This window comes from Nocardioides sp. NPDC047086, from assembly GCF_040643685.1.
Taxonomy (GTDB): domain Bacteria; phylum Actinomycetota; class Actinomycetes; order Propionibacteriales; family Nocardioidaceae; genus Nocardioides.
This window is the reverse complement of the sequence record NZ_JBEYUV010000005.1, coordinates 8,874-34,591: the sequence shown is the minus strand read 5'-3', so window position 1 is coordinate 34,591 and position 25,718 is coordinate 8,874. Positions and strand designations below refer to the sequence as shown.

Below are 25,718 nucleotides of genomic sequence, written 5' to 3'. Positions count from 1 at the left end.
CTGAAGACGGGAAACAGCAGTGGCGAGCCGACTGCTCCGTCGTCATATAGAATCGTTAATAGTCCGCTTCGCGACCGCTACGGTCGCAGGTGGGCGACCTAGAGGAAGGGCGCGCAACAATGTCCCTTGGAGAGCAGTTCGACAACATCATCATCAACACCGACAACTACAAGCACTGTCACTACCCGTTGTACCCGCCGGGCACTGAGTACGTCTCGTCGTACATCGAGTCGCGCGGCGGCGAGTTCCCCGTCACGATGTTCGTGGGCCTGCAGGCCTTCCTCCGGGACTACCTCATGCGCCCGGTGACGATCGAGGATGTCGACGCGGCCGAGTACTTGATGCGCGAGCAGGGCATGCACTTCAACCGCGAGAACTGGATGGGCATCATCAACGACCACGGCGGCTACCTGCCCGTCGAGATCGAAGCTGTCCCCGAGGGCACCGTGCTGCCCAGCAAGAACGTCCTCATGCAGCTCATCAACACCGACCCGAAGTACTACTGGGTGACCAGCTTCTTCGAGACCGCTCTCCTGAGGGCAGTATGGTATCCGACCACGGTGGGCACCTTGAGCTGGCTGTGCAAGCAGGTCATCCGCACCGCCCTAGAGCGGACGTCTGACAACGAGGGCGTGCTCCGGCACATGCTCCACGACTACGGCGCACGCGGCGTCAGCTCTCAGCAGTCCGCCGCTCTCGGCGGCCTGGCGCACCTGGTCAACTTCAGCCAGAGCGACACCACCCCCGGCATCCTCGCCGCTAAGCGCTGGTACAACGCCGTAGCTCCGTCGAACTCCGGCCCCAACTCTGAGCACGCCGGCTTCACCGCCTGGGGACGCGAGCACGAGGTCGATGCGCTTCGCAACATGCTCGAGGTCCACAAGCCCCACGGCTTCGTCCTGCTGCTCACCGACACCTACGACCATGAGAACTGCGTCAAGAACATCATCGGCGGCGAGCTCAAGGAGATGATCCAGAACTTCCCTGGTCTGGTGGGCGCACGTCCCGACTCCGGCGACATCGTCCAGGTCACCTCCGACACGACCGAGTGGCTCATGGACGCCTTCGGCTACGAGGTCAACAGCAAGGGCTTCAAGATCCTCCCGCCGTTCATCCGGGTTGCGCAGGGCGACGGCGTGACCGGAGAGAGCCTGCGTGAGGTGTTCATCGAGATGGAGCGCCGGGGCCTGGCGGCCGACAACGCCGTCTTCGGGATGGGAGGCGGCCTCCTGCAGCACGTCAATCGTGACACCAACAACTTCGCTCAGAAGGCGAACGCAGTTCGGGTCAACGGCGAGTGGCGCAACATTGCCAAGCAGCCCACCGGTGCCGGCTTCAAGGCCTCCAAGGCCGGGCGACTGGCTCTGATCCTGGAAGACGGCGAGTACAAGACGGTTCCGCGTGACTCGGTCAACTCCGAGCAGAACCTCCTCAAGCCGGTCTTCCGCAACGGCAAGCTGCTCAAGAAGTGGGACTTCTCCGAGCTGATTGCGGCCAGCGAGGCGCCGGTGCCGCAGGAGTGGTACGCCGACTACATCGCCCCGATGCTGCAGACCCGGGTCGACGATTTCATGACTGTCTGAGCCCCGCACGTGCGCGGGACCTGAAACGAGGCCGTCCCGCGCACGTGCGGTGCCACCCTGGCTGGGCACTCATCGACGGCCAGGCGCCGAGCGGCCTCGAAACACATGGTCCGACCCGAGGCCGAGACCAAACACAATTGAGGAGTTGCACAATGGGAATGAAGATCTGGGTAACGGCCCCGTTCTTCTACGCGGACATGAGCCGGCCTTGGTCGGAGACTCTCGACCAGATGCTCAGAATTGTCGACGCCGCGGAAGAGTTCGGGTTCGAAGGGATTACGATCAACGAGAACCAGTTCCAGAACTACGTGTGCAATCCCTCCGCCATGATGTTCGCGGCGGTGGCAGCCCAGCGCACCAAGAGGCTGCGGATCGTTCCAGGCGTGGTCGTGCTTCCGGCCTACAACCCCCTGCTCGTCGCGTCCGAGATGAGCATGCTGGACCACCTCGCTCCAGGACGTGTTGGCCTCGGTGTCGCTCGCGGCGGTAGCCGACTCCAACTCGACCGCCTGGGTGTCGCACCGTCGGAGCAGCGGGCGAAGTACGAGGAGGGGCTGGAGATTGTCCGTGCGATGTTCGCCCAGGACGATTTCTCCTACGACGGACAGTTCTACTCATTCCCGCCAACCACCCTGCTGCCGAAGCCGATCACCAAGCCGCATCCCGACATCTGGGTGGCGTCGCAGAGCACAGACGGGGTGCGGCGGGTTGCCCAGCAGGGCCTCAACCTCATCACCGCGCCGAACTATGGCAACTTCGAGCCCTACGGCGACTTGGAAGAGCTTCTCGCGGCGTACAACGACGAGGTCGAGAAGTCCGGCAACGAGCGGCAACAGGTGATGGTGCTGCGCCACACCTGGGTTGGTCAGACCGAGGAAGAGGCGCTGGAGTACTTCGACGACGTCGTCAACGAGTACAACTACTACATGGCCCTCGTGAAGGGTCCGGGCACCGTCGACACCAAGGAAGGGCGACTGGCGACCCGCGACGTCGGCGAGAGCCGCGACTACGTGCACGGCGGGAAGATGACTCCAGAGAACCACAGCTTCTCCAAGGAGAACCTGCTGGAGAAGTACGCTGACCCGATCCTGACCACGCCCGACAAGATGATCGAGCGTTTCAAGCACTACGAGAACCTCGGCGTGGACCACATGGGCTGCCTCATCGCGGTGGGCATGCCCACCGAGGCGATCATCAAGAACATGAAGATGATGTCCGAAGAGGTTCTCCCCGCATTCGCTGACTGACTCGCGGCGTTTGTCAGTTCCCCACGTCTTGGGTGACAGCCTGCGGCTTCACTGGCTGTCACCCAAGACGGACCCGACGACAGCAGAGGAGACATGAGAAGTGATTTACGAGGTGCGCGAATACGTACCGGTGCCCGGGCGGCTCGGTGACGTCATGGACATGTTCAAGAAGGTCGTGATCCCGCTCTTCCGCAAGCATGACATGGAGATCACGCAGGTGGGTTTCACCACGATCGGTGACAACTCCTTCAACGAGCTCGTCTACACGATGCGCTTCGCCGACCTGACCGAGCTCGAGGCCAAGTGGCGGGCCTTCATCGCGGACCCGGAGTGGACCTCCGCGCTGGCCAGTCGTGAGGAGAACGGTCCGCTGTACCAGGCGATCCGCCGCCGGGTCGTAGACGCGGCCCCCTTTGACGAGGTCCTGAACGCTTCGGTGTGACCGCCGGCGAGACACCGGTTGTGCGGACAAGGTCATCGACAAACCAATGAACACCACGCGAGCTGCTGCAGCCGCGCAGTTGAGGGAGACGAATTCAATGACAACCAAACCGCCTGGGGCACCGATCGCCCACACGGGGAAGTTCTACATCGATGGCGATTGGGTCGAACCTTCAACGACCCGCACCATCGATGTGGTCGAAGCCGCCACCGAAGAGCTCTACTACTCCGTCGCCGAGGCCGTAGAGACCGATGTCTCCCGGGCGATCGCCGCGGCGCGTCGTGCCTTCGATGAGGGCCCGTGGCCGCAGATGTCGCCGGGCGAGCGCGCGGAGTACCTGCGCGCGATCGCTCAGGGACTGGCGGATCGTTCCAGCGACCTCGTCCAGATCTGGCCCCGTGAGACCGGCATCATCGCCAGCATCGTGCCGGCTGTCCTCGAAGAGGTTCCGGCGGCGTTCAACTACTACGCCGACCTCGCGGACCGCTACCCGTTCGAGCAGGAGGCTCCGACCAGCTCGGGCCAAGGCTTCGGGATGATCGTCGGTGAGCCTGTGGGCGTAGTCGGCGCGATCGTTCCGTGGAACACCCCGATGCACCTGGCCGCCTGGAAGTTGGCCCCTGCACTGCTCGCCGGCTGCACAGTGGTCGTCAAAGCCTCGCCCGAGGCGCCCGGAGCGGCGTACATCATCGCGGAGGTCGTCGAGAAGGTCGGGCTCCCGGCGGGTGTGGTGAACGTCTTGACCGCCGACCGGGAAGCGTCCGAGGCCCTGGTGACCGATCACCGCGTCGACAAGATCACCTTCACCGGGTCGACCGGGGTCGGTAAGCGGATCGCCGGGATCATGGCTGAGCGCATCGGACGGTACACGCTCGAGCTGGGCGGCAAGTCGGCGGCCATCATCCTCGATGACATGGACGTCTCGGAGGCGGCCGCGAGCCTGACCGGGGGTGCGTGCTTCGTCTCCGGGCAGATCTGCGCCTCGCTGACCAGGATCGTCGTGCCGCGCCGCCGCCACGACGAGATGGTCGAGGCGCTGGCCGACCACTTCTCCAAAGTCAAGGTCGGAAACCCGTTCGACCCGAGCGTCCAGATGGGGCCGTTGGCCTCCCAGCGTCAGCGGGAGCGAGTCTTGAGCTATGTTCAGCTCGGCCAGGACGAAGGCGCGAAGCTGGCCTTCGGCGGTAACCGTCCCGCGGATCTGGACCGAGGCTGGTTCGTCGAGCCGACGGTGTTCGGGAACGTCGACAACTCCTCCCGACTCGCCCAGGAAGAGATCTTCGGGCCGGTGACCTCGGTCATCGCTGCGGCAGACGAGGAGGACGCGATCCGCCTCGCGAACGACTCGGTCTTCGGTTTGAACGCATCCGTCTTCACTCACGATTCGGACCGTGCCCGGGAGGTCGCCAGGCGTCTTCATGCGGGCACCGTGGGGCAGAACGGTAACCGGGCGGACTTCGGCATCGGGTTTGGTGGCTTCAAGCAGTCGGGTGTCGGTCGTGAGGGCGGTGTCGCCGGTCTGCTGCCCTACCTTGAGAACAAGACCGTCGTGCTCGACGAGCGACCGCGCTCCATCGGAAAGAAGGAGGGGAAGTGACCGGTTCCCGTGAGAACCGCGCCGTCAGCGGCCTCCACGTTTTCGACATGGACGGCACGCTGCTGCGGAGCACCGCCACCGTCGAGCTGGCCCGCCAGATGGGTCAGCTCGAGGCTGGGCATGAGATCGAGACGATGTGGCAAGAAGCGAGGATCTCTGACAACGACTTCTGGTTGAGCCTCCTGGACATCTGCAAGTACGCCACCGAAGCTGACATTGACGACGCGTTCCAGCTCGCGCCGTGGATGGACGGAATCGCTGAGACCTTCGCCGACATCCGAACCCGCGGCGAGGACATCATCGTCATCTCCCAGTCACCCGCGTTCTTCGTCCGGGGTCTCGAACTGTGGGGGGCCAGCGCCACCTACGGCTCGGCCGTCGAGCTGGGCAGCCCCCTGGGGAAGTCAGCCACGCTGATGCCCGAGGCGAAGGTTGCGATCACCAAGATGGCGCTCGCCGATCGCAACCTCAGCGATCACGACTGCGTCGTGTACGGCGACTCATCCAGCGACGTTGAACTTTTCACCACGTTCGAGCACTCGGTCGCGGTCAACCCGGCTCCCACCCTGGCGCCGCTAGCCGCCAAGCACTATCTCGGCACCGATATCCGCGAGGCATACGCGCTGGGTCGCGAACTCCTCACCTCAACAACTATCAAGTAACCAGCGCAAGGGAGTAGACACCGATGGGTACCACTGGATCACCGCTGAAGGTCCTGTTCGTGGGCGAGTCTTGGATCAAGCACACGATCCACATGAAGGGCTTCGACCAGTTCCATTCGACCGAGTACGAAGAGGGAGCGGGTTACTTCCTCGGCTGCCTGGACGACGCCGGCTTCGACGTCACCTACGTCCGCGGCCACGAGATCACGATGCGGTTCCCCCGTTCGGCCGAGGAGCTCAATGAGTTCGATGTGGTCGTCATCTCCGACATCGGCTCCAACTCTTTCCTGCTGCCCGACGAAACCTTCCTGCGCTCGGAGAAGTCGCCGAACCGCCTAGGGCTGGTCGCCGACTACGTCGAGCGAGGCGGCGGTCTGGTCATGGTCGGGGGCTATCTTTCCTTCACCGGGATCGACGGCAAAGGTCGCTTCGGCATGAGCCCCCTGGCCGACCCGCTGCCCGTCACGATGCTCCCGTTCGACGACCGGGTCGAGATGTCGCAGGGAGTTGACATCGACGTCTGCCAGCCCGATCATCCCGTCCTCGGTGGAACGCCGTCTGAATGGCCGCAGCTGCTCGGCTACAACAAGCTGATCGCCAAGCCCACCGCGACCGTCGTGGCTCGAGCCGGAGAGGACCCGATGCTCGTCGTCGGTGAGTACGGAAACGGCCGCACAGCCGCGTTCGCCTCTGATCTCGCCCCGCACTGGGCCCCCCCGGAGTTCTTGGATTGGCCGCACTACGCCGCACTGTGGACGTCTATGCTCTCGTGGGCTGCGCAGGCGCAGGAAACCCCGACGCGCGCAGAACAGGCGTCGTGAGATCGCGCATGACTAAGCCGAATCTGGCGGTGCAGCCATGAGCGGACGACTCCTTGTCGTGGGAGCGGTCAACGTCGACATGGTCGTCGCAGCGTCCAGACTGCCAGGCCCTGGAGAGACCGTGGTCGGATCGAACCTGCAGCGTTACGGCGGTGGCAAAGGGGGCAACTCTGCGGTGGCAGCCGCGCGTGCCGGAGCCGACGTGCGCTACGTTGGAGCAGTCGGGCAAGACGAGCTCGGCACCGCTGCCCTGGGCGAACTGCACGCCGAAGGGGTCGATGTCGACGACGTTGCGATCAAGCAGGAAGCCAGCACCGGCGCTGCTCTCATCGTCGTCGACCCCGCCGGGGAGAATCAGATTGCCGTCGCGGCGGGGGCAAACGCTGCGGTCACGCCTCAGGATGTGAGCGCCGCAGTGGAGCGGGCGCGCGATTGGCCAGGATGTGTCCTGGTCAGCACCGAGATCTCCATCGAGGGCGTCGTCGCCGCGGTCGAGGCTGCGGCGGCGCATGGTTGGCTCTGTGTGCTCAACCCGGCCCCGGTCGAGCCGGGGATTCGCGGGCTCCTCCAACTCGGGCCGATCCTCACGCCCAACAGGGGCGAGCTCAAGGATCTCTACCACCTGCTCGGCGAGCCGGGAGACCCCTCAATCGAGACGATGGCGGCGGCAGTGGCATCACACACCCGGGCACCTGTCGTCGTCACTCTGGGGGCCGAAGGTGTGCTCTCGTGCGGTGCCGACGGGGTGCCCCATCGGATACCGGCAGCATCGGCACGACGAGTTGTCGACACCACCGGCGCTGGAGACACCTTCAACGGCGTATTCGCCGCCAGCCTGGCGATGGGAGCGGACGTCATCCATGCGGCAGGCCGAGGCGTGGCGGCTGCGAGCTTGTCGGTCGAGTCGGCCGGGGCACGAACAGGCATGCCGAGTGCGTCAGCGATCGACGCCGCAATGGCGTCCGCTCAGCCCAGCGCACGCACTTAACGGACATCTGGAGGCGTCGTGATTTTTTTTGAACTGAAGTCGAAAGGTTTCTAGTCATGCATCTGAGCACTGACATACAAAGAGGGCTTACCGGCCCCGCCAGCGCACGCAACCCTCATCTCCGGGACGCTGGTCCAGAGGACGCACCGATACAAGCATGTTCAGGCAAGAGGCTCATGCTCTTCTCCGGACGCTCTAACGCGCCTTTGGCGGGCGCCATCGGGGACCTGCTCGACATCAACCTCGGCAAGGTGACTCTCAAGACGTTCTCCAGCGGAGAGGTCTACAGCCGGTTCGACGAGTCGATTCGAGGCGCCGACGTCTTCATCGTTCAGCCGATGTGTGGCAACCCCGAGACAGGCATCAATGCAAACGACGCGCTCCTTGAGCTGTTGGTGATGGTCGACGCGGCTGTCGGCGCCAGTGCCCGCAGGGTGATCGCAGTGACTCCGTGGTACGGCTACTCGCGCCAGGACAAGAAGTCTGCGCCCCGCGAGCCCATCTCGGCGCGGATGGTGGCGCGCACCCTGGAGGTGACCGGCGTAGACCGCGTACTGACGATGGACCTCCACGCCGGCCAGCTGCAGGGCTTCTTCGGGATCCCGGTTGACCACATGACGGCCGTCGGGATACTGAGCGACTACTTCGCTGGTTTCGATGACGACCTCGTGATCGTCGCGCCGGACGCCGGCAGGGTGAAGCTCAACAAGCAGTTCGCCACCCAGATCGGAGCCGGCCTTGCGATCTTGGACAAGGAGCGCCCTCAGCAGCAGGTTGCAGAGATCACCACGGTTATCGGCGATGTCCGTGGGAAGACCGCGATCGTGATCGACGACATCATCGACACTGCCGGCACCTTGTGTGCCGCAGGGGAAGCGCTTATGCGCGCGGGGGCTCGACGAGTTGTCGCTGCCGCGACCCACGGAGTCTTCAGCGGGCCGGCGTTCGAGCGTCTTGCCGACTCGCCGTTCGAGCAGGTCGTCGTCACCGACACGATCCCGCTGCGGACGGGTGCTCCCGACAACATCAAGGTGCTTTCATGTGCCCCGTTGCTCGCGGACTCGATCGCCAGGATCTTCACTGATGACTCCGTGAGTGCTGTCTTCGGCGGAAAGAACCACACCTTCTAAGGAATGGCCATGTCAGATCGATTGACCCTCGCGGGCACACAATGACCCCCGGCGACATCGCCATCGAAGGCGGTCTGGTCTGGACGGGACCGGGCGAGCAGCACGAGGACGGGCTTGTTCACATCCAAGAAGGGTCGGTGGTCTACGCCGGACCCCGCTCGGGGAGCAAAGTGCCACCAGGGACACCGCTGCTCGACGCCGCAGGATGCACAGTCCTTCCCGGGCTGATCGACGCCCATGTCCACCTGACGACCAACTCCGATCACCAGCACGTGGTGGCTAGCGACGTCTTCCGGGGCCAGGTGAGCAATCCAGGCAAGTTGTTGCACGGGCTGCGCAACGCCCATCGTGCGCTGGCCGCCGGATTCACGACGCTGCGCGTGATGGGGCACCGTGGCGTCGGCGAGGTGGAACTTCGAGACTTCATCGATGCGGGTCTGGCGACCGGGCCTCGGCTGCTTGTCGCTCCGTGGTGGATCACCATGACCAACGGTCATGGGGACTTGTTCTATCCGCCCTACACACGGCGGGAACGGTGGGACACGGCCGACGGCGTCGACGAGTGCCGCAAGATCGTGCGCCTACAAGCCAAAGAGGGCGCCGACTTCATCAAAGTCATGGCCAGCGGTGGAATGTCGAAAGGCGAGCAGCCGCACTGGCCCAACTACAGCGTTGCCGAACTGGCCACCATCGTCGAGACAGCCCACGAGCTGGACCTGAAGGTCGCCGCACACGCCCTGTCCGCTGACGGCATCCGGCGCAGCCTGCAGGCAGGTGTGGACTCGATCGAACACGGCTCGTACCTCGACGCGGACATGGCGGCCGAGATGGCCGAACGGGGAACCTTCCTCGTTCCGACCATGGCATTCAACGACTGGTGTCAACGCGAGGGGACATCACGCGGCCTGAGCCTCCAAGGGGTCGCGGACCTCGCCGAAGCCCACGACAGGACCATCGAGTCCTTCACCATGGCACGCGAAGCCGGGGTCAAGGTAGTGATGGGCACAGACGCCTCCGGAACACTGTGTCCCTTCGGGGCTCACGCGCGCGAGCTCGAGTTGTACGTCGAGCACGGCATGTCCACCGACGAAGCGCTCACCACCGCCACCACATCGGCAGCGTCGCTTCTCGATCGACCGGACATCGGGTCCCTACGCAGTGGTGCCGCAGGCGACGTCGTCGTCGTGAAGGGCAATGTGCTCGCCGACATCAGTCGCCTGACCCAGCCCGCCAACATCAAGCACGTCGTTCGGGCAGGACGGGACCTCAGCGCCTGCCTCAAGGATGTGTCGGCGGCGCTGGACATCTAAGGCGCAACGCCCAGGCCGGGTTCTGACGAGGAATGAACGACTGCCACGACGGCAGCGCTACCCCCAAGCCGGGGGAACGAAGGTCCCCCACATGTCACTACTAAAGGAAGAGAAAAGCACTATGGCTCACATCGAAGCATCGTTCTTCACCAGCCGTTTCGAGGACGAGGAGTTCGCCCAGAAGATGGTCGAGGCACTTACCGAGGCGGTCGGCTCCGTCCTCGGTGAGGACGCGGCGAACGACACCGCCATCGTGCTCCGCCCCGTCGAACCGTCCCGCTGGGGCTACCGCGGCAAGCTTCTCGGCTGACCGCGATCGCTCCTGCCCGCACCGAGGTTGGCCCACGCCCGTGGTGCCTTCGCGTGCTGGCCGACGGCGAGACGTCGGCCAGCACGCGGTAGCTGCTGTGCTCACTCGCCTGCGATCTGGCGACACCGATGACTGACACCACCTTCGAGGTTCACAACCCAGCGACTGGACAGGTGATCGAGGAGCTCGCCGATGGCACGCCCAAGGACGCTACCCGCGCTGTCGATGCTGCCTCGGCTGCCTTCCCTGCATGGGCCGTGACCCCCGCCCGGGCTCGCGCAGAGATCTTGCGCCGCTGCTATGACCTAATGGTTCGCGACGCCGACATCCTCACCTCGCTCATAGCGGCGGAGAACGGCAAGTCGGTCGCGGACGCACGTGCCGAGGTGACGTACGCCGCTGAGTTCTTCAGGTGGTTCTCCGAGGAATCCGTACGCACTGATGGGAGCTATGGCGACGCGCCAGCCGGAGGCGCGAAGACGCTGGTGACCCATACCCCGATCGGTGTGGCCGCTCTGGTAACACCGTGGAACTTCCCGCAGCGATGGCCACCCGGAAGATCGCGCCGGCGCTCGCCGCAGGCTGCACCGTCGTGCTGAAGCCGGCAGAGGAGACCCCATTGACCGCGCTGGCGCTCACCCAGATCATGACAGAGGCCGGCATCCCGGAAGGCGTCGTCAACCTTGTGCCGACCACCCGGGCGCCGGCCGTCGTCACCGCCTGGCTCGAAGACCAGCGCGTCCGCAAGATCAGCTTCACTGGGTCGACCGGCGTCGGCCGCACATTGACGCGCCAGGCAGCCGATCGAGTCGTCAACACAAGCATGGAGCTAGGGGGGAACGCTCCCTTCGTCATCACCGCCGACGCGGACATCGACGCGGCAGTCTCCGGGACGATGATCGCCAAGTTCCGCGGGGGAGGGCAGGCGTGCACCGCCGCCAATCGCTTCTATGCGCATGCCGAGGTTGTCGACGAGTTCGTTACCAAGTTCAGCACCGCAGTCGCGGCCCTCAAGGTTGGGTCGTCCTCCAACGAGGCGAACCAGATCGGCCCTGTCATCAGCCAGAAGGCCCGCGAAGGAATCGCCGAGCTCGTTGACACCGTTGTCGCCGACGGGGCACTCATCGCTGTCCAAGGCGCTGTTCCCGATGCAGGGTGGTTCCCCCCAGGGAAGCAGAAACTGGCCGTTACGATCGAGCTCGAGTCGGCCTTGTGTCAGGAGAGCTCCGCTGCCAGTTGAGAGATGAACTCATCTGCCATGGCGAGTTGGTTCTCAAGTTTCTGGCGACGCTCGGCTGCATCGGCCAGGATGCCGTCGAGGTGTGCTCGAGCTTCGTCGTGCTGGGGCCTTGCAGCCGGGTCCCGCAGTGCCTCGATGTGTCGCATCGCTGCGCCCATCTGTTCCAGCGTGAAGCCGAGAGGCTTCATGCGGCGGATGACGAGGATCTTCTCGACGTCGGTTTCTGTGTATAGCCGAAAGCCGCCCTCGGACCTTCCGGACGGACGCAACAAACCAACGTCCTCCCAGTGTCGGAGGCTGCGCAGTGACAACTCGGTGCGAGCTGCGACCTCGCCGATCTGCATGAGCGGGCGTTCTGCAGCGCTGTCATTGGAACGGGGCGGTTCAGGGGTCATTGTTGTGTTTCCTGGTAACTCGGATTCGAACTCTAACGTTACGTGAGGTTAGGGTGTCGTCATGCTTCCGCCGGCAAGGCCGGCCGCGCGCTTATTTGTTGCGCACCCCATCCACCAGAGCCAGTTGACCAGCGCTGCTGACAGTGGCATCGCCGTGCCCTGGCTCAGATCGAAACGGAGATATCCCCGTTGGCTAGTACGTCCATGCCCCAACACGTTGACGACGCGAGTGTAGGTGCCGTCCTTTGCTCGCCCAGCCTGCTTCGCCGCGAGGTCCTGGCTGGTCTCGTCGTCGCTCTTGCGCTGATCCCCGAGGCGATCTCGTTCTCCATCCTGGCTGGCGTCGACCCGCGTGTCGGGCTCTTCGCGTCCTTCATCATGGCGGTCTCCATAGCGTTCCTTGGCGGGCGCCCGGCCATGATCTCTGCGGCCACCGGAGCCATCGCCCTGGTGATTGCACCAGTCGCGCGTGATCACGGCCTCGACTACCTCCTCGCCACCGTCATCCTCGGCGGCCTGCTGCAAGTAGTCTTCGGCCTCGCCGGAACCGCCCAACTGATGCGCCTCCTGCCGCGCTCGGTGATGGTCGGGTTCGTCAACGCCCTGGCGATCTTGATCTTCCTCGCTCAGCTGCCGCACCTCGGTATCGACACCCACGACGGGCTCCACTTCGGCGGCATCCCGTGGATCGTCTACCCGATGGTCGCCGCCGGCATCGCAATCATGGTCCTTCTGCCCAAGGTCACCACCGCGATCCCTGCGCCCCTCATCGCGATCGTGCTCCTCACCGGACTGGTGCTTGCTGGTGGCATGACTGTTCCCGACGTCGCCGACCAGGGCGACCTGCCCCAGCGCCTGCCGTCGCTGCTGATCCCCGACGTGCCGCTCAACCTGGAGACCCTCCAGATCATCGCGCCCTATGCCTTCGCTATGGCGATGGTCGGCCTGCTTGAGTCCCTCATGACGGCCAAACTCGTCGACGACATCACCGACACCCACTCCAACAAGCACCGCGAGTCATGGGGCCAGGGAGCGGCCAACGTCATCACTGGCTTCTTCGGTGGCATGGGAGGCTGCGCGATGATCGGCCAGACCATGATCAACGTGAAGGTGTCCGGTGCCCGCAGCCGGGTCTCCACTTTCCTCGCGGGAGTCTTCCTGTTGGTCCTGGTGGTCGGCGTCGGCGACCTTGTCGGCAAGATCCCGATGGCCGCACTCGTCGCCGTCATGATCATGGTTTCCGTCGGCACCTTTGACTGGCACAGCATTGCCCCGGCCACACTGCGGCGAATCCCTCGCAGCGAGAATCTCGTCATGCTGCTCACCGTCGTGGGCGTGGTGATCACCCACAATCTCGCCATTGGTGTCGTGCTCGGCACGATCCTCGCGTTCATGCTCTTCGCCCGACGCGTCTACCACCTCGTCGGCGTCCAGCGCGACCTGATCGACGGACCGGGCGGCCCCCCGTACGCCCTCTACACCGTTACCGGCGAACTCTTCTTCGCCTCCAGCAACGACCTCTACAGCCAGTTCGACTATGCGGAGGATCCGCACCGCGTCGTCATCGACCTGACCCGCGCCCACGTATGGGATGCCTCGACGGTCGCAGCGCTCGACGCCATCGAAACGAAGTACAATCGCAGAGACAAGACAGTCGAGATCGTCGGCCTCAACGAGGCGAGCAGCAAAATGCACGAGCGGCTGACCGGCCAGCTCGCAACGCACTGATCCTGGACTCGGATGTTCAGAATCAGCCCGAGGTCAGCTGACCTCGGTCGATCGTTACTCGATGCTTCCGGGCTAGACGGCGTCCGCGAACAGTGCGCGCATTCGTTCTTCGGCTCCTCTCACGTACTCATCTCCCGTTGGCAGGTAGTGCTGTAGGTGCGTTGCCAGCGAATGGCCCAGCACGGACGCCCCTTCGATGGGCTTGAAGTTCGCCTTGTGCAGTGCGCGCGCCAGGCTGTGCCGGACGTGGTGGATCTCGGTCAGGTGGGGGAGTCCCGCGTCGGCGATCAGCTTGTCGAAGCGAGCGCTGAACGCATCCGGGTGGACCAGGTCGCCCACGGCGTCGCAGATGACCAGCGAATCTCCATCGGGGCGTCCTTGGAGCAGCCAGAGCGCACGGAGTGCGGCCATGGTCCCAGGCACGAGCGCCGCTAGGTGGTGCCGGAACGACACCAGTTGGTCACGGTCCCATGTGGTGATCTGTTCGGGCTCGTCCTCAACGGGCTTCTTCGGCGTCTTCACCGCATCCGCGGGGTTCTTCTGGATCAGCCCAGACTCGACGGCGTAGTCGAGCACAAGTCGGAGGCTGGTCAGGGCGTAGATCACCGATCGATGCGAGAGTGGCTTGCCTCGCCCCCCGCCGTCGGTGGCGAGAGTGACCAGCAGGTGGCGGACGTCGGTCGTCGTGACCTTCTGCACCAGCAACGTGCCTATGTGCAGGTTCACGCCGGTCAGTGCGCTGCGATAGCCCTCGACGGAAACCGTACGGAGCGTGCCTGCCTTTACGTCGCGCTCTCGCGCTGCGAGCCACCGCTCTGCGACGTCGGCGACGGTGTCCTTGGCTGGCTTGACGTAGGTCGACCGCGCCATTTCGGCTCTGGTGTCAGCCACCCAGTTGCGGGCCTCGGTGAGTGTCTTGTGTGACTTCTGGACCTGCTGGCGAGCCTCGTTAGCCGTGGCGGGGATGTTGATCACAGCCCGGTAAGGGTTCTTGCCTCTCGGCTGTCCCGCCTTGGGGTGTGGTTTCGGCCAGCGCATGAGGCGGATCGGCTCATCGTCGCGTGGTTCAGGCCACCGAGCCATGGTCGTTCTCCTGTCGATGCGGCGTGCTGTTCGGGTGCTTGTTCGGCGTGCTGCCTGAGTCGACCTCAGGCGGATTCACGCTCAGTTCGGGCGTTTGTGTGTGCCGCCCAGCGCGCACGGCACACAGGCGCAGCCTTCGGGAGCGTTACGCGGCGTGTACCGCGTCGGCTTCGAGAACTGTGAGGTAGCCGGCGATCTGCTCGCGCGAGAAGGCCACGCGGCGGCCCAGGCGGGTGGGGCGGGCGAGCGCGGTCCTCGCCGACGATGTGGTCGGCCAGACGGAGGGTGGGTTGTCGCTCATTGGTGGGACTCCTCAGCACTCGCCTTGCAAACTGGAGGGGGTGAGTCGTACTGCCCGTACCGGAAACGTGTTCAGGCTGTTCAGGTGCTGTTTTGGGGTGGCGCGGCTGGTACGGCTTAGGGGCCCTGGAACCGTGGTCGGGTCGGTCATCGGCTGGCCTCCGGGTCGCGGGTCGAATGGGTGTGGCTGCCGTTGTCCGGGGCCAGTGGTCGGCGACAGGCGAGGCAAGTCGGGATTGCGAGTTGGGTCTCGGCGGCGGGTGCGCAGTAGCGGGCACGTTGACTTCAAGCGCAGTTGAGATTGCATGGTGGAAGTCCACGGCAGCCAACGGATGGGAACGGGGCGGTATGCGGACGGTTCAGGCGGTGCGCTTCGGCGGGCCCGAGGTGCTGGTATCGAAGGAGGCACCTGCCCGGCGGCTGGGGCGGGTCAGGTCGTAGTCGATGTGGAGGTCGCGGGCATTTCGTTCGTCGAGACGCAGATCCGACGCGGTGTCGACAAGTGGCATTCCAAGCCATTGTTTCCGTACGTGCCGGGCGGTCTGGTGGCCGGACGAGTGCGTTCCATTGGGGCGCAGGTGGATCAGGCTTGGCTTGGTCGTCGAGTCGTCGCTGATACCGGAGAGACAGGCGGGTTCGCGGAGCAAGCGGTGGCCGAGGTGACAGAACTGTTCTCTGTGCCGGACGCCTTGGGCCTACCGGAGGCCGTCGCGCTGCACAGTGATGGCAGCACTGCCCAGGGATTGGTCGAGAACGCCCGCCTTCGCCCTGGCGAGTGGGTGTTGGTTGAAGCAGCAGCCGGTGGCGTCGGCAGCCTGCTGGTGCAACTGGCGCTGACGGCTGGTGCTCGAGTTATCGGGGCTGCTCGCGGCGGGCGCAAGCTCGACCTGATCCGGGAGCTGGGCGCCGTCGCAGTCGATTACTCCGAACGGGGCTGGACGAAGCGGGTGCTCGAAACGACAGGCGGTGCCGGACCCGACGTCGCATTCGACGGCGTGGGCGGAGAGATCGGGAGGGCCGCATTCGATGTGACCGCCCGTGGTGGCCGCTTCTCCGTGCATGGCGCTTCCAGCGGGGACGTCACGACCATCGACCCTGCGGAAGCGCGATCCAACGGCGTGGAGGTGATCGGTATCGAGCAACTCTTCGATTTCGGGCCGAACACAGCGCGGTGGGCGGAGCAGATGATGTCCTAAGGTCCTGGCTCAGGGGCCGCGACCTCGGGCTGCTGCTCGAGGTCGCGGCACCCGACGACTCTGTCGTGGTGTCACTTCCCATGCGGTGGCAGGGAAAGGCACCCAGACTGCTTCATCGGGTTGCGACGTCGGTAACCATCGACGCGCCCGTTCATGCGTCCGACCCCTGTCGGATGGAGTCGGGCGGCGTTAGGATGGTTGGTGAAGGGGAGTACCTCCTAGCCACGTGTCGTCATCTCGGCTTCCCGCCCGGCCCGTGGGGCAACCGCTGAGGAAGACCTTCGTCGGACTACCGATGGAGGTGCAGCAATGTCTACGTTCCTGTGGGATCGATCGGTGCTGGGTGTGTGGCACTCTCAGCCGCCCCCCGACGCCGATGCGAACGGCGCGGAAGCGACCAGGCCGGAGCGATCTCCACTGCTGGCCTCTGCGGAGGCGCAGGCCATCACGGTGGGCGAGGTCTTCGCCTGGGTCGGCCTCGCGATCTGGGGCGGCGCGCTGGTCGCGTTCGTGGTGTACGACATCGCCCGGACCTACCAGCACCACCATCCGGTCCTGCACAAGCCAGGTCGCCGCCAACCGGGGCGGCGCCAGGACGCCAGGTGAGGACCGGGGCGATCGACTCGATCGGGACGCCCAGCCTGTGGCTGGTCACGGTCGGTGCCCTCCTGGTCCTGCTGGCACTCGACTTCGTGATCACCCGACGCCCACACGAGGTGTCGATGCGCGAGGCGCTGCGCTGGTCGGTCTTCTACATCGCGCTGCCGCTGGCGTTCGGGCTCTTCGTCTGGTGGCGCTACGGCGCCACTCGCGGCCTGGAGTACCTCACCGGATATCTGGTCGAGAAGTCGCTCAGCGTCGACAACCTCTTCGTGTTCATGCTGCTGCTCGCGGCCTTCGCGGTCCCGCTGGAGCTACAGCAGCGCGTCCTGCTGTACGGCATCGTCGGCGCGCTGGTCCTGCGGGCGGTGTTCATCGCGGTCGGCGCCGTCGCCCTGGCGGCGTTCGACTGGACGTTCCTCGTCTTCGGTCTGATCCTGATCGCCACCTCGGTGAGGGTCCTTGCGAATCGGGTCACCCACAGCAGTCACGACGTCGACGTCGACGCGTTGCGGGTCGTTCGGCTGGCACGCCGATTCGTCCCGGTCACCTCCGACTATCAGGGACCGCGGATCCTCGGCCTGGTGGACGGTCGTCGGGCGGTCACGCCGTTCGCGCTCGTCGTGCTGGCGGTGCTGACCACCGATGCCGTGTTCGCGGTCGATTCGGTGCCCGCCGTGTACGGCATCACCGGCGACCCGTTCCTGGTGTTCGTCACCAACGCGTTCGCGTTGCTCGGGCTGCGCGCGCTCTACTTCGTGCTGCAGGGCGCGCTGAGCAAGCTGGTTCACCTGGACTTCGGGCTTGCGGTGATCCTCGCCTTCATCGGCGTCAAGCTCGGGCTGCACTGGGCGCACCAGCGGTGGGAAGCAATTCCTGAGATCCCCACACTGGCCTCTCTCGCCGTGATCACCGGGATCCTCGCCGTCACCGTGCTCACCAGCCACCTGGCAACACGCCGCCGTCCCGCCGCAGAAAGCTACGGAGGATGTCGTTGAACGCCTGCGGATCCTCGAGGTTGCTGACGTGGCCGCAGCCGGGGATGACGGCGAGGTCGGATTCGGGGATACGGCGATCGAACTCGTGGGCGACCGACAGGGGTGAGCGCGCGTCGAGGGCGCCCCAGATGAGCTGGGTGGGCACCTGGATCGTGTCGAGCACGTCGGTCAGGTCGGCGTGGGCCATCGCGGTCAGGGCGGTGAGCATGCTGTGGCGGCGTACGTCTGCTGATATCGCCTCCAGCAGGGGCACGAACTCCGTCGGCGGAGCGCCGGCGAAGAGGTTCGGGAGGGTGGGGTCGAAGGTGCCCTCCGGCTGGTCGCGCAGGCCGGCGAGCCGGGCGTCGGCCTCCTCGGGGCCGAGCGAGCCGAGCCAGCCGGCGTAGCCGTCGGCGAGGACGAGGCTGCGGACGACGCCGGGATGGCGTCGGTAGAGCTCGAGGATGACGGTCACTCCCCAGGAGATCCCGACGAGCGTGCACGGAGAGACGTCCAGTCCGCGGATCAGGCCGGCCAGAGCGTCGGCGTAGTCGCTCAACCCGAACCCCGCGGGCACGTCGGAGGAGCCACCCGCGCCCGGCTCGTCCCAGGCGATGACGGTGAACTCGTCAGCGAGCGCGTCGAGCTGTGGTGACCAGGTGCGACCGTCCTCGGCGCCGCCGTGGACGAACACCACCGCAGGTCCGTGCCCGGCCCGCCGGAAGGCGATGCGCAACCCGTCGATCTCGGCGACATCCATGTTCCGACGCTAGCTCAGCAGCTCGCGGTTCCGCTTGACACATGGGGCAACAATGGCCATGCGCCGTTCATCTTCGTGTAAGGTCGCCGGGCTTCCTGTGAACGTCCGCGTGTCGCGTTGGTGATTGCAGGGATGCGCAAGGTGGTATGGATACTGGCTTCACATCGAGGCCGTGGGGGAGCAGGGTGTAAAGTCGCCCAAACTAATCGACAAACACTTGGAGGAAGCGTGGGTATGGGACCGATCATCGGTTACGTTCCTGGCGTGTTCGATCTCTTCCACATCGGTCACCTCAACATGCTGCGCCAGGCGCGAGAGCGCTGCGACACGTTGATCGCGGGTGTGGTCTCCGACGAGGTCTGCGAGACGACGAAGGGGATCATCCCGACCGTCCCGCTCGTCGAGAGGCTGGAGATCGTCGAGGCGATCGGCATCGTGGACGCGGTCTACGCCGAGCGCACCACCGACAAGGTCGACTCCTGGCGTGAGGTCGGGTTCACCCACCTCTTCAAGGGCGATGACTGGAAGGGCACCGAGAAGGGCGACGCGCTCGAGAAGAAGATGGCGTCGGTCGGTGTCGAGGTCGTCTACTTCCCCTACACGCTCCAGACCAGCAGCACCGCTCTGCGGAAGGCCATCGCGCGAGAGGATGCCCAGGTCTCGTGACCGGCAGTGCCCCCACAGCTGGCGGACAGTTCGAGATCTCCGACGAAGGGGTCCTGGTCCGGGACTCCTCGACGCCGGTCCTGGTCCTCTCCGTCGACGGCCAGTACGTCTGGTCCCTCACCCCTGACCGCGACGGCCACAGGACGGACAGGGGCACGATGGTGCCCTGGCCGACCGTGCTGACCCGGTTCCTGGACGGCTCTGCGACGATCACCATCGCCGACTACGACGGCGAGGTGCTGTTCGAGGAGAAGGTCGCGCTCGGCACCCGCGAAGGCGCCATCTCGATCGTCGACGGAAGCGGCCACCCGCTCAGCGTCGACAAGGTCGGCCACCTGACCCGCTCGTTCGAGGCCACCGACGAGAGCATCCGCGCGGAGATCCTCGAGGGCACCCAGCGTGTCCTCGCCGACCTCCGCGACGTGATCGGCGTCGAGGCCTACCTCAACTACGGCGCGCTCCTCGGTGCGATCCGCGAGGGCCGGATGCTCGGCCACGACTCCGACACCGACGTCTGCTACCTCTCCAAGCACACCGTCCCCGCCGACATCATCACCGAGTCGTACGCGATCGAGCGCACCATGCGCGAGCGCGGCTGGAGCATCCTGCGGATGTCCGGCGGTGACATCAAGGTGCTGCTCGAGGTCTCGGACGGCCGCAAGGTGCACATCGACATCTTCGTGGCGTTCTACGTGCCCGACAAGGACGGTGAGCCGGTCTTCTACCAGCTCGGCAACCGCTCCGGCCGGCTGCGCCGCGAGGCGATCGTGCCGGTCTCGACGATCAACCTGCACGGCTACGACTTCCCGGCCCCTGCCGAGCCCGAGGAGATGCTGGCCTTCATCTACGGGCCGAAGTGGCGCACCCCGGACCCGTCGTTCAAGTACGCCGACCCGCCCGCGGGCGTACGTCGCCTGGACGGCTGGCTGCGTGGGTTCCGCACCGACATGGGGTTCTGGACCGAGTTCCACAACACCCACGGCAGCGAGCTGGAGAGCAAGCAGTCCTACTTCGCGACGCAGGTCGCCAAGCAGCTTCCCGAGGGCGCCAAGGTGGTCGACCTCGGCTCCGGTGCCATCGGTCGCGACGGCCGTTTCTTCGCCCGCAAGGGACACCAGGTCCACTCGGTGGACTTCTCCCGCGCCGCGGTGGCGGCCGTACGCCGCCGGGCCGAGCGCCACAAGCTCCCGCTGGTCTCCGACCAGCTCATCCTCGGCGAGCTCCGGTCGACCCTGACGCTGGGCGCGCGCCTGGCCCGCGACCCGCACCACCTCTACGCCCGTGACCTGATCGGCTGCCTCGACAAGGCGGCCCGGCACCAGCTCTGGACCCTGTCGAAGATGGCGCTGCGTCCCGGCGGCGGCAAGCTCTACCTCGAGTTCGCGGCCACCGGTGAGAACCTTCCCGACCCGAAGCCCGAGGGCCTCGTACGCCGCGTCGACCCCGCCCTGGTCCAGGCCGAGATCGAGGCGGCCGGCGGTGTGGTCGAGCACCTCGAGATCGTCGATGCCCGCGACATGCTCGACGACCCGCTGCCGCGCGTCGCCCGGCTGCGCGCGTCTTGGCCATCCCCCCACAATCTGGCACAGCAGTCTGCAGAAGGAAACTGACATGTCCGACGATTCCGGCATCAAGAACATCGCCCGCGGTGCCCGCGACGCGGCCCGTACGCGTGCCTCGCTGGTCCGCCGTATCGAGGCGCTCGAGGCCGAGGTGCAGGAGCAGCGTCAGCTCAACCGGCGCGTCGCCGAGCTGACCGACGTGGTCGCCGAGCTGCTCATCCCGCTGCAGGACGCCGACAAGGAGAAGGCGGAGCAGGTCCTGGCGGCCTACCGCGCACGGATCTGACCGTTCTGGGACGATCCCCTCTGGCCTGATCAGCCCAGCGCGTCGAGCGCCTGCCGGAGATCCTCGAGCCGGGTGCCGAGTCGGCGGCGGGCATCGCCGCCGAGGCCGATGTCGCTGCCGGTGTCGAGCTCGGCCACCGCCTCCTCCACCCCCGCCAGCCGGGAGCGGAGGTCGGTGACGACGTCGACGTCGACCCGGCCGGGCCGGGCGGCTCGCTCGTCCAGAGAATGCCGTAGCAGGTCGGCCTGGGTGCTGAGCTTGCGGCTCGCGTGCCACAGGTCGACGAAGACCTGAACCTTCGCGCGCAGCAGCCACGGGTCGAACGGCTTGGCGAGGAAGTCGGCGGCACCGGTCGCGTAGCCGCGATAGGCGAGATGGGTGTCGAAGTCGTTGGCGGTCAGGAAGATGATCGGGATGTCCTTGGTGCGCTCCCGCGCCTTGATCCGGGTGGCCGTCTCGAAGCCGTCCATCCCAGGCATCTGCGCGTCGAGCAGGATCAGCGCGAAGTCGTCGTGCAGCAGGGCGCGCAGGGCGTCCTCTCCGGACCCCGCGCGGACGAGGGTCTGGTTGAGCGAGCCGAGGATCGCCTCGAGCGCGACCAGGTTGGCGGCCCGGTCGTCGACCAGCAGGATCTTCGCCGTCCCTTGCCTGAGGTCTGTTGTCGCTCGCTGTCGCTCGCTCATGCCAGCCACAACCGGAACAGGGAGAGCAGATCGGCGACGTCGACCGGTTTGGTGATGTACTCCGAGGCGCCGGCGGCGAGGCTGTCCTCGCGGTCACCGGTCATCGCCTTCGCGGTCAGCGCGATCATCGGCAGGCTCTTGAACTGCGGAATGTCGCGGATCAGGCGCATCGCGGTCAGGCCGTCCATGCCCGGCATCATGATGTCCATCAGCACGAGGTCGACGCCCGGCTCCCGCTGGAGGGCCTCGATCCCGGCCTCCCCGGACTCGGCATAGATGACGTCGATACCGTGCTGCTCGAGCGCGCTGGTGAGCGCGAAGACGTTGCGTACGTCGTCGTCGACGATCAGGATCCGGCGACCGACGAACTGGCCGTTCGGGTCGGCCGGCTCGGGGACGTACGTCCTCGGGGGCTGTGTCCCGGTGCGGCCCAGCAGCACGCTCACGTCGTCGATCGCCTCCTCGGTGGTTGCCGGCGTCTTGAGGGTCATCGCCTGGGCGTACCTGTTCAGCCGGCTCTGCTGGGCCTTGGTCACCTCGCCGACCCTACTCAGCACGACGGGGATGTTCTTGGTGCGCTTGTGGGTGCGCATCCAGCGGAGTACGTCGAACCCGCCGTCAGCCAGCGGAAGGTCCAGCACCACGCAGTCGACCTCGCGGTCGGCCAGGACCGCCTGAGCCTCCTCGGGCGATGCGACGAAGACCGTCTCGACCTCGTCGACCGAGCCGAACAGGGCCTCCACGACGGCACTGGTGGCGGGGCCGGACTCGTCGCTGCCGCTACTGAGGACCAGCAGGACCTGGTCGGCTCTGCTTTCGGTCTCGTCCTGCGGGAGCGGAGCCCAAAGCGGTGAGTCCTGAGCCTGAAGCGATGTGTTCTGCTCACCGACGGCAGGTGTCGAAGGCTGGGCATCGATCGTCCCGGAGCTGATCCTGGGGACGTACAGGGTGAAGGAGCTGCCGTGTCCCGGGTCGCTCTTGACCTGGATCTCGCCGCCGATGAGGTGAGCGACCTCGCGGCTGATCGACAGGCCGAGCCCGGTGCCGCCGAACTTGCGGCTGATCGTGCCGTCGGCCTGCTGGAACGCCTCGAAGATGACCTTCAGCTTCTCCGGCGGGATGCCGATGCCGGTGTCGACCACCGAGAACGCCAGCACCGCGTCGGCCTGCTGCAGGCTGGGCGTCGAGAAGCGCTCGCCGGAGGCGTTGCGGATCAGCAGCCGAACCGCGCCGCTGTCGGTGAACTTGACCGCGTTGGAGAGCAGGTTGCGCAGCACCTGCTGCAGGCGGTGCTGGTCCGAGCGCAGCAGCCGGGGCACGTCGGGATCGACGCTGACGATGAAGTCGAGGTCCTTCTCGGCGGTCAGCGGCCGGAAGGTCGCCTCGACGTACTCGACCACCGAGGTCACCGCGACGTCGGTGGTGTGGACGTCCATCTTCCCCGCCTCGACCTTGGACAGGTCGAGGATGTCGTTGATCAGCTGGAGGAGATCGGTGCCAGCACCGTGGATGGTGCGGGAGTACTCCACCTGGCGGGAGTTGAGGTTGCCGTCGACGTTGTCGGAGAGCAGCCGCGCCAGGATCAGCAGCGAGTTGAGCGGCGTACGCAGCTCGTGCGACATGTTGGCCAGGAACTCGGACTTGTAGCGGGACGAGAGGGCGAGCTGCTCGGCGCGCTCCTCCAGGCCGCGCCGGGCCTCCTCGATCTCGAGGTTCTTGATCTCGATCGCCTGGTTCTGGTCGGCGAGCTGGCGCGCCTTCTCCTCCAGGGCCGCGTTGGTCTGCTGCAGCTCCACCTGCTGCCGCTCGCCCTCGTCCTGCTTGTCCTGCAGCTCGGCGGCCAGACGCTGCGACTCGACCAGCAGCTCCTCGGTGCGCGAGCTGGCCATGATCGCGTTGAGCGAGACCCCGATCGACTCCGCGAGCTGCTCGAGGAACTGCATGTGGACAGCATTGAACGGTCGGAACGAGGCGAGCTCGACGACACCGATCACCTTCTCCTCGAACGCCACCGGGAGCACGACGATCGAGGTCGGTGCCGCCGACCCGTGTCCCGAGGAGATCCGCAGGAACTCGGCCGGTACGTCGCGTACGACGATCGGCTGACGGTCGTAGGCCGCCTGCCCGACCAGGCCCTCGCCGAGTGCGAAGACGTCGGGTACGTCGGGACCGGGCTGGTAGCCGTAGGAGGCGATCCGGCGCAGGACCTTGGAGTCGCGGTGCTCGGAGCTCTGGTCGGTGAGGAAGATCGAGCCTTGCTGGGCGCCGACCAGCGGAGTGAGCTCGGAGACGATCAGCCGGGCGACCTCGAGCAGGTCTCGGCCGCCCTGCATGTGACCGGTGAACCGGGCCAGGTTGGTCTTGAGCCAGTCCTGGTCCTCGTTGGCCCTGGTCGTCTCCCGCAGCGAGTCGATCATCTCGTTGAGGTTGTCCTTCAGATCGGCCACCTCGCCGGCGGCCCCGACGGTGATCTGCCGGCTCAGGTCACCCTGGGTCACCGCAGCGGAGACCTCGGCGATCGCGCGGAGCTGGGTGGTCAGCGTGCCCGCGAGCTGGTTGACGTTCTCCGTCAGGCCGCGCCAGGTGCCGGAGACGTCGGCGACCTCGGCCTGGCCGCCGAGCTTGCCCTCGGTGCCGACCTCGCGGGCGACGCGGGTGACCTCGTCGGCGAAGGAGGAGAGCTGGTCGACCATGGTGTTGACCGTGGACTTGAGCTCGAGGATCTCGCCGCGGGCGTCGACGGTGATCTTCTGGGTCAGGTCGCCGCGGGCCACCGCGGTGGTGACCTGGGCGATGTTGCGGACCTGGGAGGTCAGGTTGGAGGCCATCGAGTTGACCGAGTCGGTGAGGTCCTTCCAGGTGCCGGCCACGCCGCGTACGTGAGCCTGGCCGCCCAGCGATCCCTCGGTGCCGACCTCGCGGGCGACACGGGTGACCTCGTCGGCGAAGGTACGCAGCGTGTCGACCATCGCGTTGAGGGTGCCGGCGAGAGCGGCGACCTCGCCGCGGGCCTCGATGGAGATCTTCTGCGACAGGTCGCCCTGCGAGACCGCCTTGGAGACCTGGGCGATGCTGCGGACCTGGTTGGTCAGGTTGGAGGCCATCGAGTTCACCGAGACGGTCAGGTCCCGCCAGGTGCCGGCGACACCCGGCACCTGGGCCTGGCCGCCGAGCGCGCCCTCGGTGCCGACCTCGCGGGCGACGCGGGTGACCTCGTCGGCGAAGGATCCGAGCTGGTCGACCATGGTGTTGATGGTCGACTTGAGTTCGAGGATCTCGCCGCGGGCGTCGACGGTGATCTTCTGGGTCAGGTCGCCGCGGGCGACCGCGGTGGTGACCTGGGCGATGTTGCGGACCTGGGAGGTCAGGTTGGAGGCCATCGAGTTGACCGAGTCAGTGAGGTCCTTCCACGTGCCCGAGACGTCGTGCACGTCGGCTTGGCCGCCGAGCTTGCCCTCGGTGCCGACCTCGCGCGCGACACGGGTGACCTCGGCGGCGAAGGAGGAGAGCTGGTCGACCATGGTGTTGATGGTCGACTTGAGCTCGAGGATCTCGCCGCGGGCGTCGACCGTGATCTGCCTGCTCAGGTCGCCGCGGGCGACCGCGGTGGTGACCTGGGCGATGTTGCGGACCTGGGCGGTCAGGGTGCCGGCCATGAAGTTCACCGAGTCGGTCAGGTCGCGCCAGGTGCCGGAGACACCCGGGACCGCCGCCTGGCCACCGAGCTGACCCTCGCCACCGACCTCGCGGGCGACGCGGGTGACCTCGTCGGCGAAGGCGGAGAGCTGGTCGACCATGGTGTTGACGGTGGTCTTGAGCTCGGCGAGCTCGCCGCGTACGTCGACGGTGATCTTCTGGGACAGGTCGCCGCCGGCCACGGCGGTGGTGACCTGGGCGATGTTGCGGACCTGGTTGGTCAGGTTGGTCGCCATCGAGTTGACCGAGTCGGTGAGGTTCTTCCACCGGCCGCCGACGCCGGGCACCTCGGCCTGGCCCCCCAGCTTGCCCTCGGTGCCGACCTCGCGGGCCACGCGCGTGACCTCGTCGGCGAAGGCCGAGAGCTGGTCGACCATGGTGTTGACGGTGGTCTTGAGCTCGGCGAGCTCGCCGCGTACGTCGACGGTGATCTTCTGGGACAGGTCGCCGCCGGCC

23 protein-coding genes and 1 pseudogene are annotated in these 25,718 nt (G+C 66.1%); 18 read left to right on the top strand and 6 right to left on the bottom strand.

Features of this window, described 5'->3' with window-relative positions:
* Positions 1–119: 119 nt before the first annotated feature.
* From ABZ796_RS05585 to ABZ796_RS05535, 11 genes and pseudogenes are all read left to right on the top strand, one after another.
* A complete protein-coding gene (locus tag ABZ796_RS05585; RefSeq protein ID WP_357335285.1) occupies positions 120–1,583 on the top strand; it encodes a nicotinate phosphoribosyltransferase in 1,464 nt (487 codons plus the stop codon).
* 44 nt (positions 1,584–1,627) lie between these two features.
* A complete protein-coding gene (locus tag ABZ796_RS05580; RefSeq protein WP_357335283.1) occupies positions 1,628–2,830 on the top strand; it encodes an LLM class flavin-dependent oxidoreductase in 1,203 nt (400 codons plus the stop codon).
* A 112-nt stretch (positions 2,831–2,942) separates the two neighbouring features.
* The gene (locus tag ABZ796_RS05575; protein ID WP_357335281.1) at positions 2,943–3,272 is read left to right on the top strand and encodes an NIPSNAP family protein; all 330 of its coding nucleotides are present in this window, start codon (positions 2,943–2,945) and stop codon (positions 3,270–3,272) included.
* 97 nt (positions 3,273–3,369) lie between these two features.
* Positions 3,370–4,869, top strand: a complete 1,500-nt coding sequence (locus ABZ796_RS05570) for an aldehyde dehydrogenase (protein WP_357335279.1) — start codon at positions 3,370–3,372, stop codon at positions 4,867–4,869.
* Positions 4,870–4,916: 47 nt separating this feature from the next.
* Entirely contained in the window at positions 4,917–5,531 is a 615-nt protein-coding gene (locus tag ABZ796_RS05565) for an HAD-IB family phosphatase (RefSeq protein WP_357335278.1), read from the top strand.
* A 23-nt stretch (positions 5,532–5,554) separates the two neighbouring features.
* Entirely contained in the window at positions 5,555–6,352 is a 798-nt protein-coding gene (locus ABZ796_RS05560) for a glutamine amidotransferase (protein WP_357335276.1), read from the top strand.
* A gap of 37 nt (positions 6,353–6,389) precedes the next feature.
* On the top strand, positions 6,390–7,340 hold the full coding sequence (locus ABZ796_RS05555) for a PfkB family carbohydrate kinase (RefSeq protein ID WP_357335274.1): 951 nt from the start codon (positions 6,390–6,392) through the stop codon (positions 7,338–7,340).
* A gap of 56 nt (positions 7,341–7,396) precedes the next feature.
* Entirely contained in the window at positions 7,397–8,470 is a 1,074-nt protein-coding gene (locus tag ABZ796_RS05550) for a ribose-phosphate pyrophosphokinase (protein ID WP_357335273.1), read from the top strand.
* A 41-nt stretch (positions 8,471–8,511) separates the two neighbouring features.
* Positions 8,512–9,780, top strand: a complete 1,269-nt coding sequence (locus ABZ796_RS05545) for an amidohydrolase family protein (RefSeq protein ID WP_357335271.1) — start codon at positions 8,512–8,514, stop codon at positions 9,778–9,780.
* A gap of 121 nt (positions 9,781–9,901) precedes the next feature.
* On the top strand, positions 9,902–10,090 hold the full coding sequence (locus ABZ796_RS05540; RefSeq protein ID WP_357335269.1) for a hypothetical protein: 189 nt from the start codon (positions 9,902–9,904) through the stop codon (positions 10,088–10,090).
* Between the two features lie 128 nt (positions 10,091–10,218).
* Positions 10,219–11,330 (top strand): annotated as a pseudogene (locus ABZ796_RS05535) (aldehyde dehydrogenase family protein).
* On the opposite strand, the gene ABZ796_RS05530 reads toward ABZ796_RS05535, so the two are convergent.
* The gene (locus ABZ796_RS05530; RefSeq protein WP_357335267.1) at positions 11,306–11,725 is read right to left on the bottom strand and encodes a MerR family transcriptional regulator; all 420 of its coding nucleotides are present in this window, start codon (positions 11,723–11,725) and stop codon (positions 11,306–11,308) included. The pseudogene ABZ796_RS05535 and the gene ABZ796_RS05530 sit on opposite strands and share 25 nt — an antisense overlap.
* 204 nt (positions 11,726–11,929) lie before the next feature.
* Here ABZ796_RS05530 and ABZ796_RS05525 point away from each other — a divergent pair, with 204 nt between their 5' ends.
* The gene (locus tag ABZ796_RS05525) at positions 11,930–13,453 is read left to right on the top strand and encodes a SulP family inorganic anion transporter (protein WP_357335505.1); all 1,524 of its coding nucleotides are present in this window, start codon (positions 11,930–11,932) and stop codon (positions 13,451–13,453) included.
* A 72-nt stretch (positions 13,454–13,525) separates the two neighbouring features.
* Here ABZ796_RS05525 and ABZ796_RS05520 read toward each other — a convergent pair whose 3' ends face one another.
* A complete protein-coding gene (locus ABZ796_RS05520; protein ID WP_357335266.1) occupies positions 13,526–14,428 on the bottom strand; it encodes a hypothetical protein in 903 nt (300 codons plus the stop codon).
* A 253-nt stretch (positions 14,429–14,681) separates the two neighbouring features.
* Positions 14,682–14,837 (bottom strand): hypothetical protein, encoded by a 156-nt coding sequence (locus ABZ796_RS05515; protein WP_357335264.1) that lies wholly within the window; start codon positions 14,835–14,837, stop codon positions 14,682–14,684.
* Positions 14,838–15,282: 445 nt separating this feature from the next.
* On the opposite strand from ABZ796_RS05515, the gene ABZ796_RS05510 reads away from it, so the two are divergent.
* The 3 genes from ABZ796_RS05510 (at position 15,283) to ABZ796_RS05500 (ending at position 17,630) form a co-directional block, all read left to right on the top strand.
* Positions 15,283–16,032 (top strand): zinc-binding dehydrogenase, encoded by a 750-nt coding sequence (locus ABZ796_RS05510; RefSeq protein ID WP_357335262.1) that lies wholly within the window; start codon positions 15,283–15,285, stop codon positions 16,030–16,032.
* 309 nt (positions 16,033–16,341) lie between these two features.
* Positions 16,342–16,638, top strand: coding sequence for a hypothetical protein (locus ABZ796_RS05505; RefSeq protein WP_357335260.1), 297 nt, complete (start codon positions 16,342–16,344; stop codon positions 16,636–16,638).
* Positions 16,635–17,630: a TerC/Alx family metal homeostasis membrane protein gene (locus ABZ796_RS05500; RefSeq protein WP_357335259.1), complete on the top strand. Its 996-nt coding sequence runs from the start codon at positions 16,635–16,637 to the stop codon at positions 17,628–17,630. Before ABZ796_RS05505 ends, ABZ796_RS05500 begins: the two co-directional genes overlap by 4 nt.
* On the opposite strand, the gene ABZ796_RS05495 is transcribed toward ABZ796_RS05500, so the two are convergent.
* Positions 17,569–18,369: an alpha/beta fold hydrolase gene (locus ABZ796_RS05495; protein ID WP_357335257.1), complete on the bottom strand. Its 801-nt coding sequence runs from the start codon at positions 18,367–18,369 to the stop codon at positions 17,569–17,571. The two genes, ABZ796_RS05500 and ABZ796_RS05495, sit on opposite strands and share 62 nt — an antisense overlap.
* 234 nt (positions 18,370–18,603) lie before the next feature.
* Here ABZ796_RS05495 and ABZ796_RS05490 point away from each other — a divergent pair, with 234 nt between their 5' ends.
* The 3 genes from ABZ796_RS05490 to ABZ796_RS05480 are packed head-to-tail and all read left to right on the top strand — an operon-like array spanning position 18,604 to position 20,883.
* The gene (locus tag ABZ796_RS05490; RefSeq protein WP_350660472.1) at positions 18,604–19,035 is read left to right on the top strand and encodes an adenylyltransferase/cytidyltransferase family protein; all 432 of its coding nucleotides are present in this window, start codon (positions 18,604–18,606) and stop codon (positions 19,033–19,035) included.
* Entirely contained in the window at positions 19,032–20,645 is a 1,614-nt protein-coding gene (locus ABZ796_RS05485; protein ID WP_357335256.1) for a class I SAM-dependent methyltransferase, read from the top strand. Before ABZ796_RS05490 ends, ABZ796_RS05485 begins: the two co-directional genes overlap by 4 nt.
* 1 nt (position 20,646) lies before the next feature.
* A complete protein-coding gene (locus ABZ796_RS05480) occupies positions 20,647–20,883 on the top strand; it encodes a DUF6752 domain-containing protein (RefSeq protein ID WP_357335254.1) in 237 nt (78 codons plus the stop codon).
* A 29-nt stretch (positions 20,884–20,912) separates the two neighbouring features.
* Here ABZ796_RS05480 and ABZ796_RS05475 read toward each other — a convergent pair whose 3' ends face one another.
* Positions 20,913–21,566 (bottom strand): response regulator, encoded by a 654-nt coding sequence (locus ABZ796_RS05475; RefSeq protein WP_357335253.1) that lies wholly within the window; start codon positions 21,564–21,566, stop codon positions 20,913–20,915.
* Positions 21,563–25,718, bottom strand: a 4,156-nt coding sequence (locus ABZ796_RS05470) for a HAMP domain-containing protein (RefSeq protein WP_357335251.1), incomplete at its 5' end; no start/stop codon positions are given. The genes ABZ796_RS05475 and ABZ796_RS05470, both read right to left, overlap by 4 nt.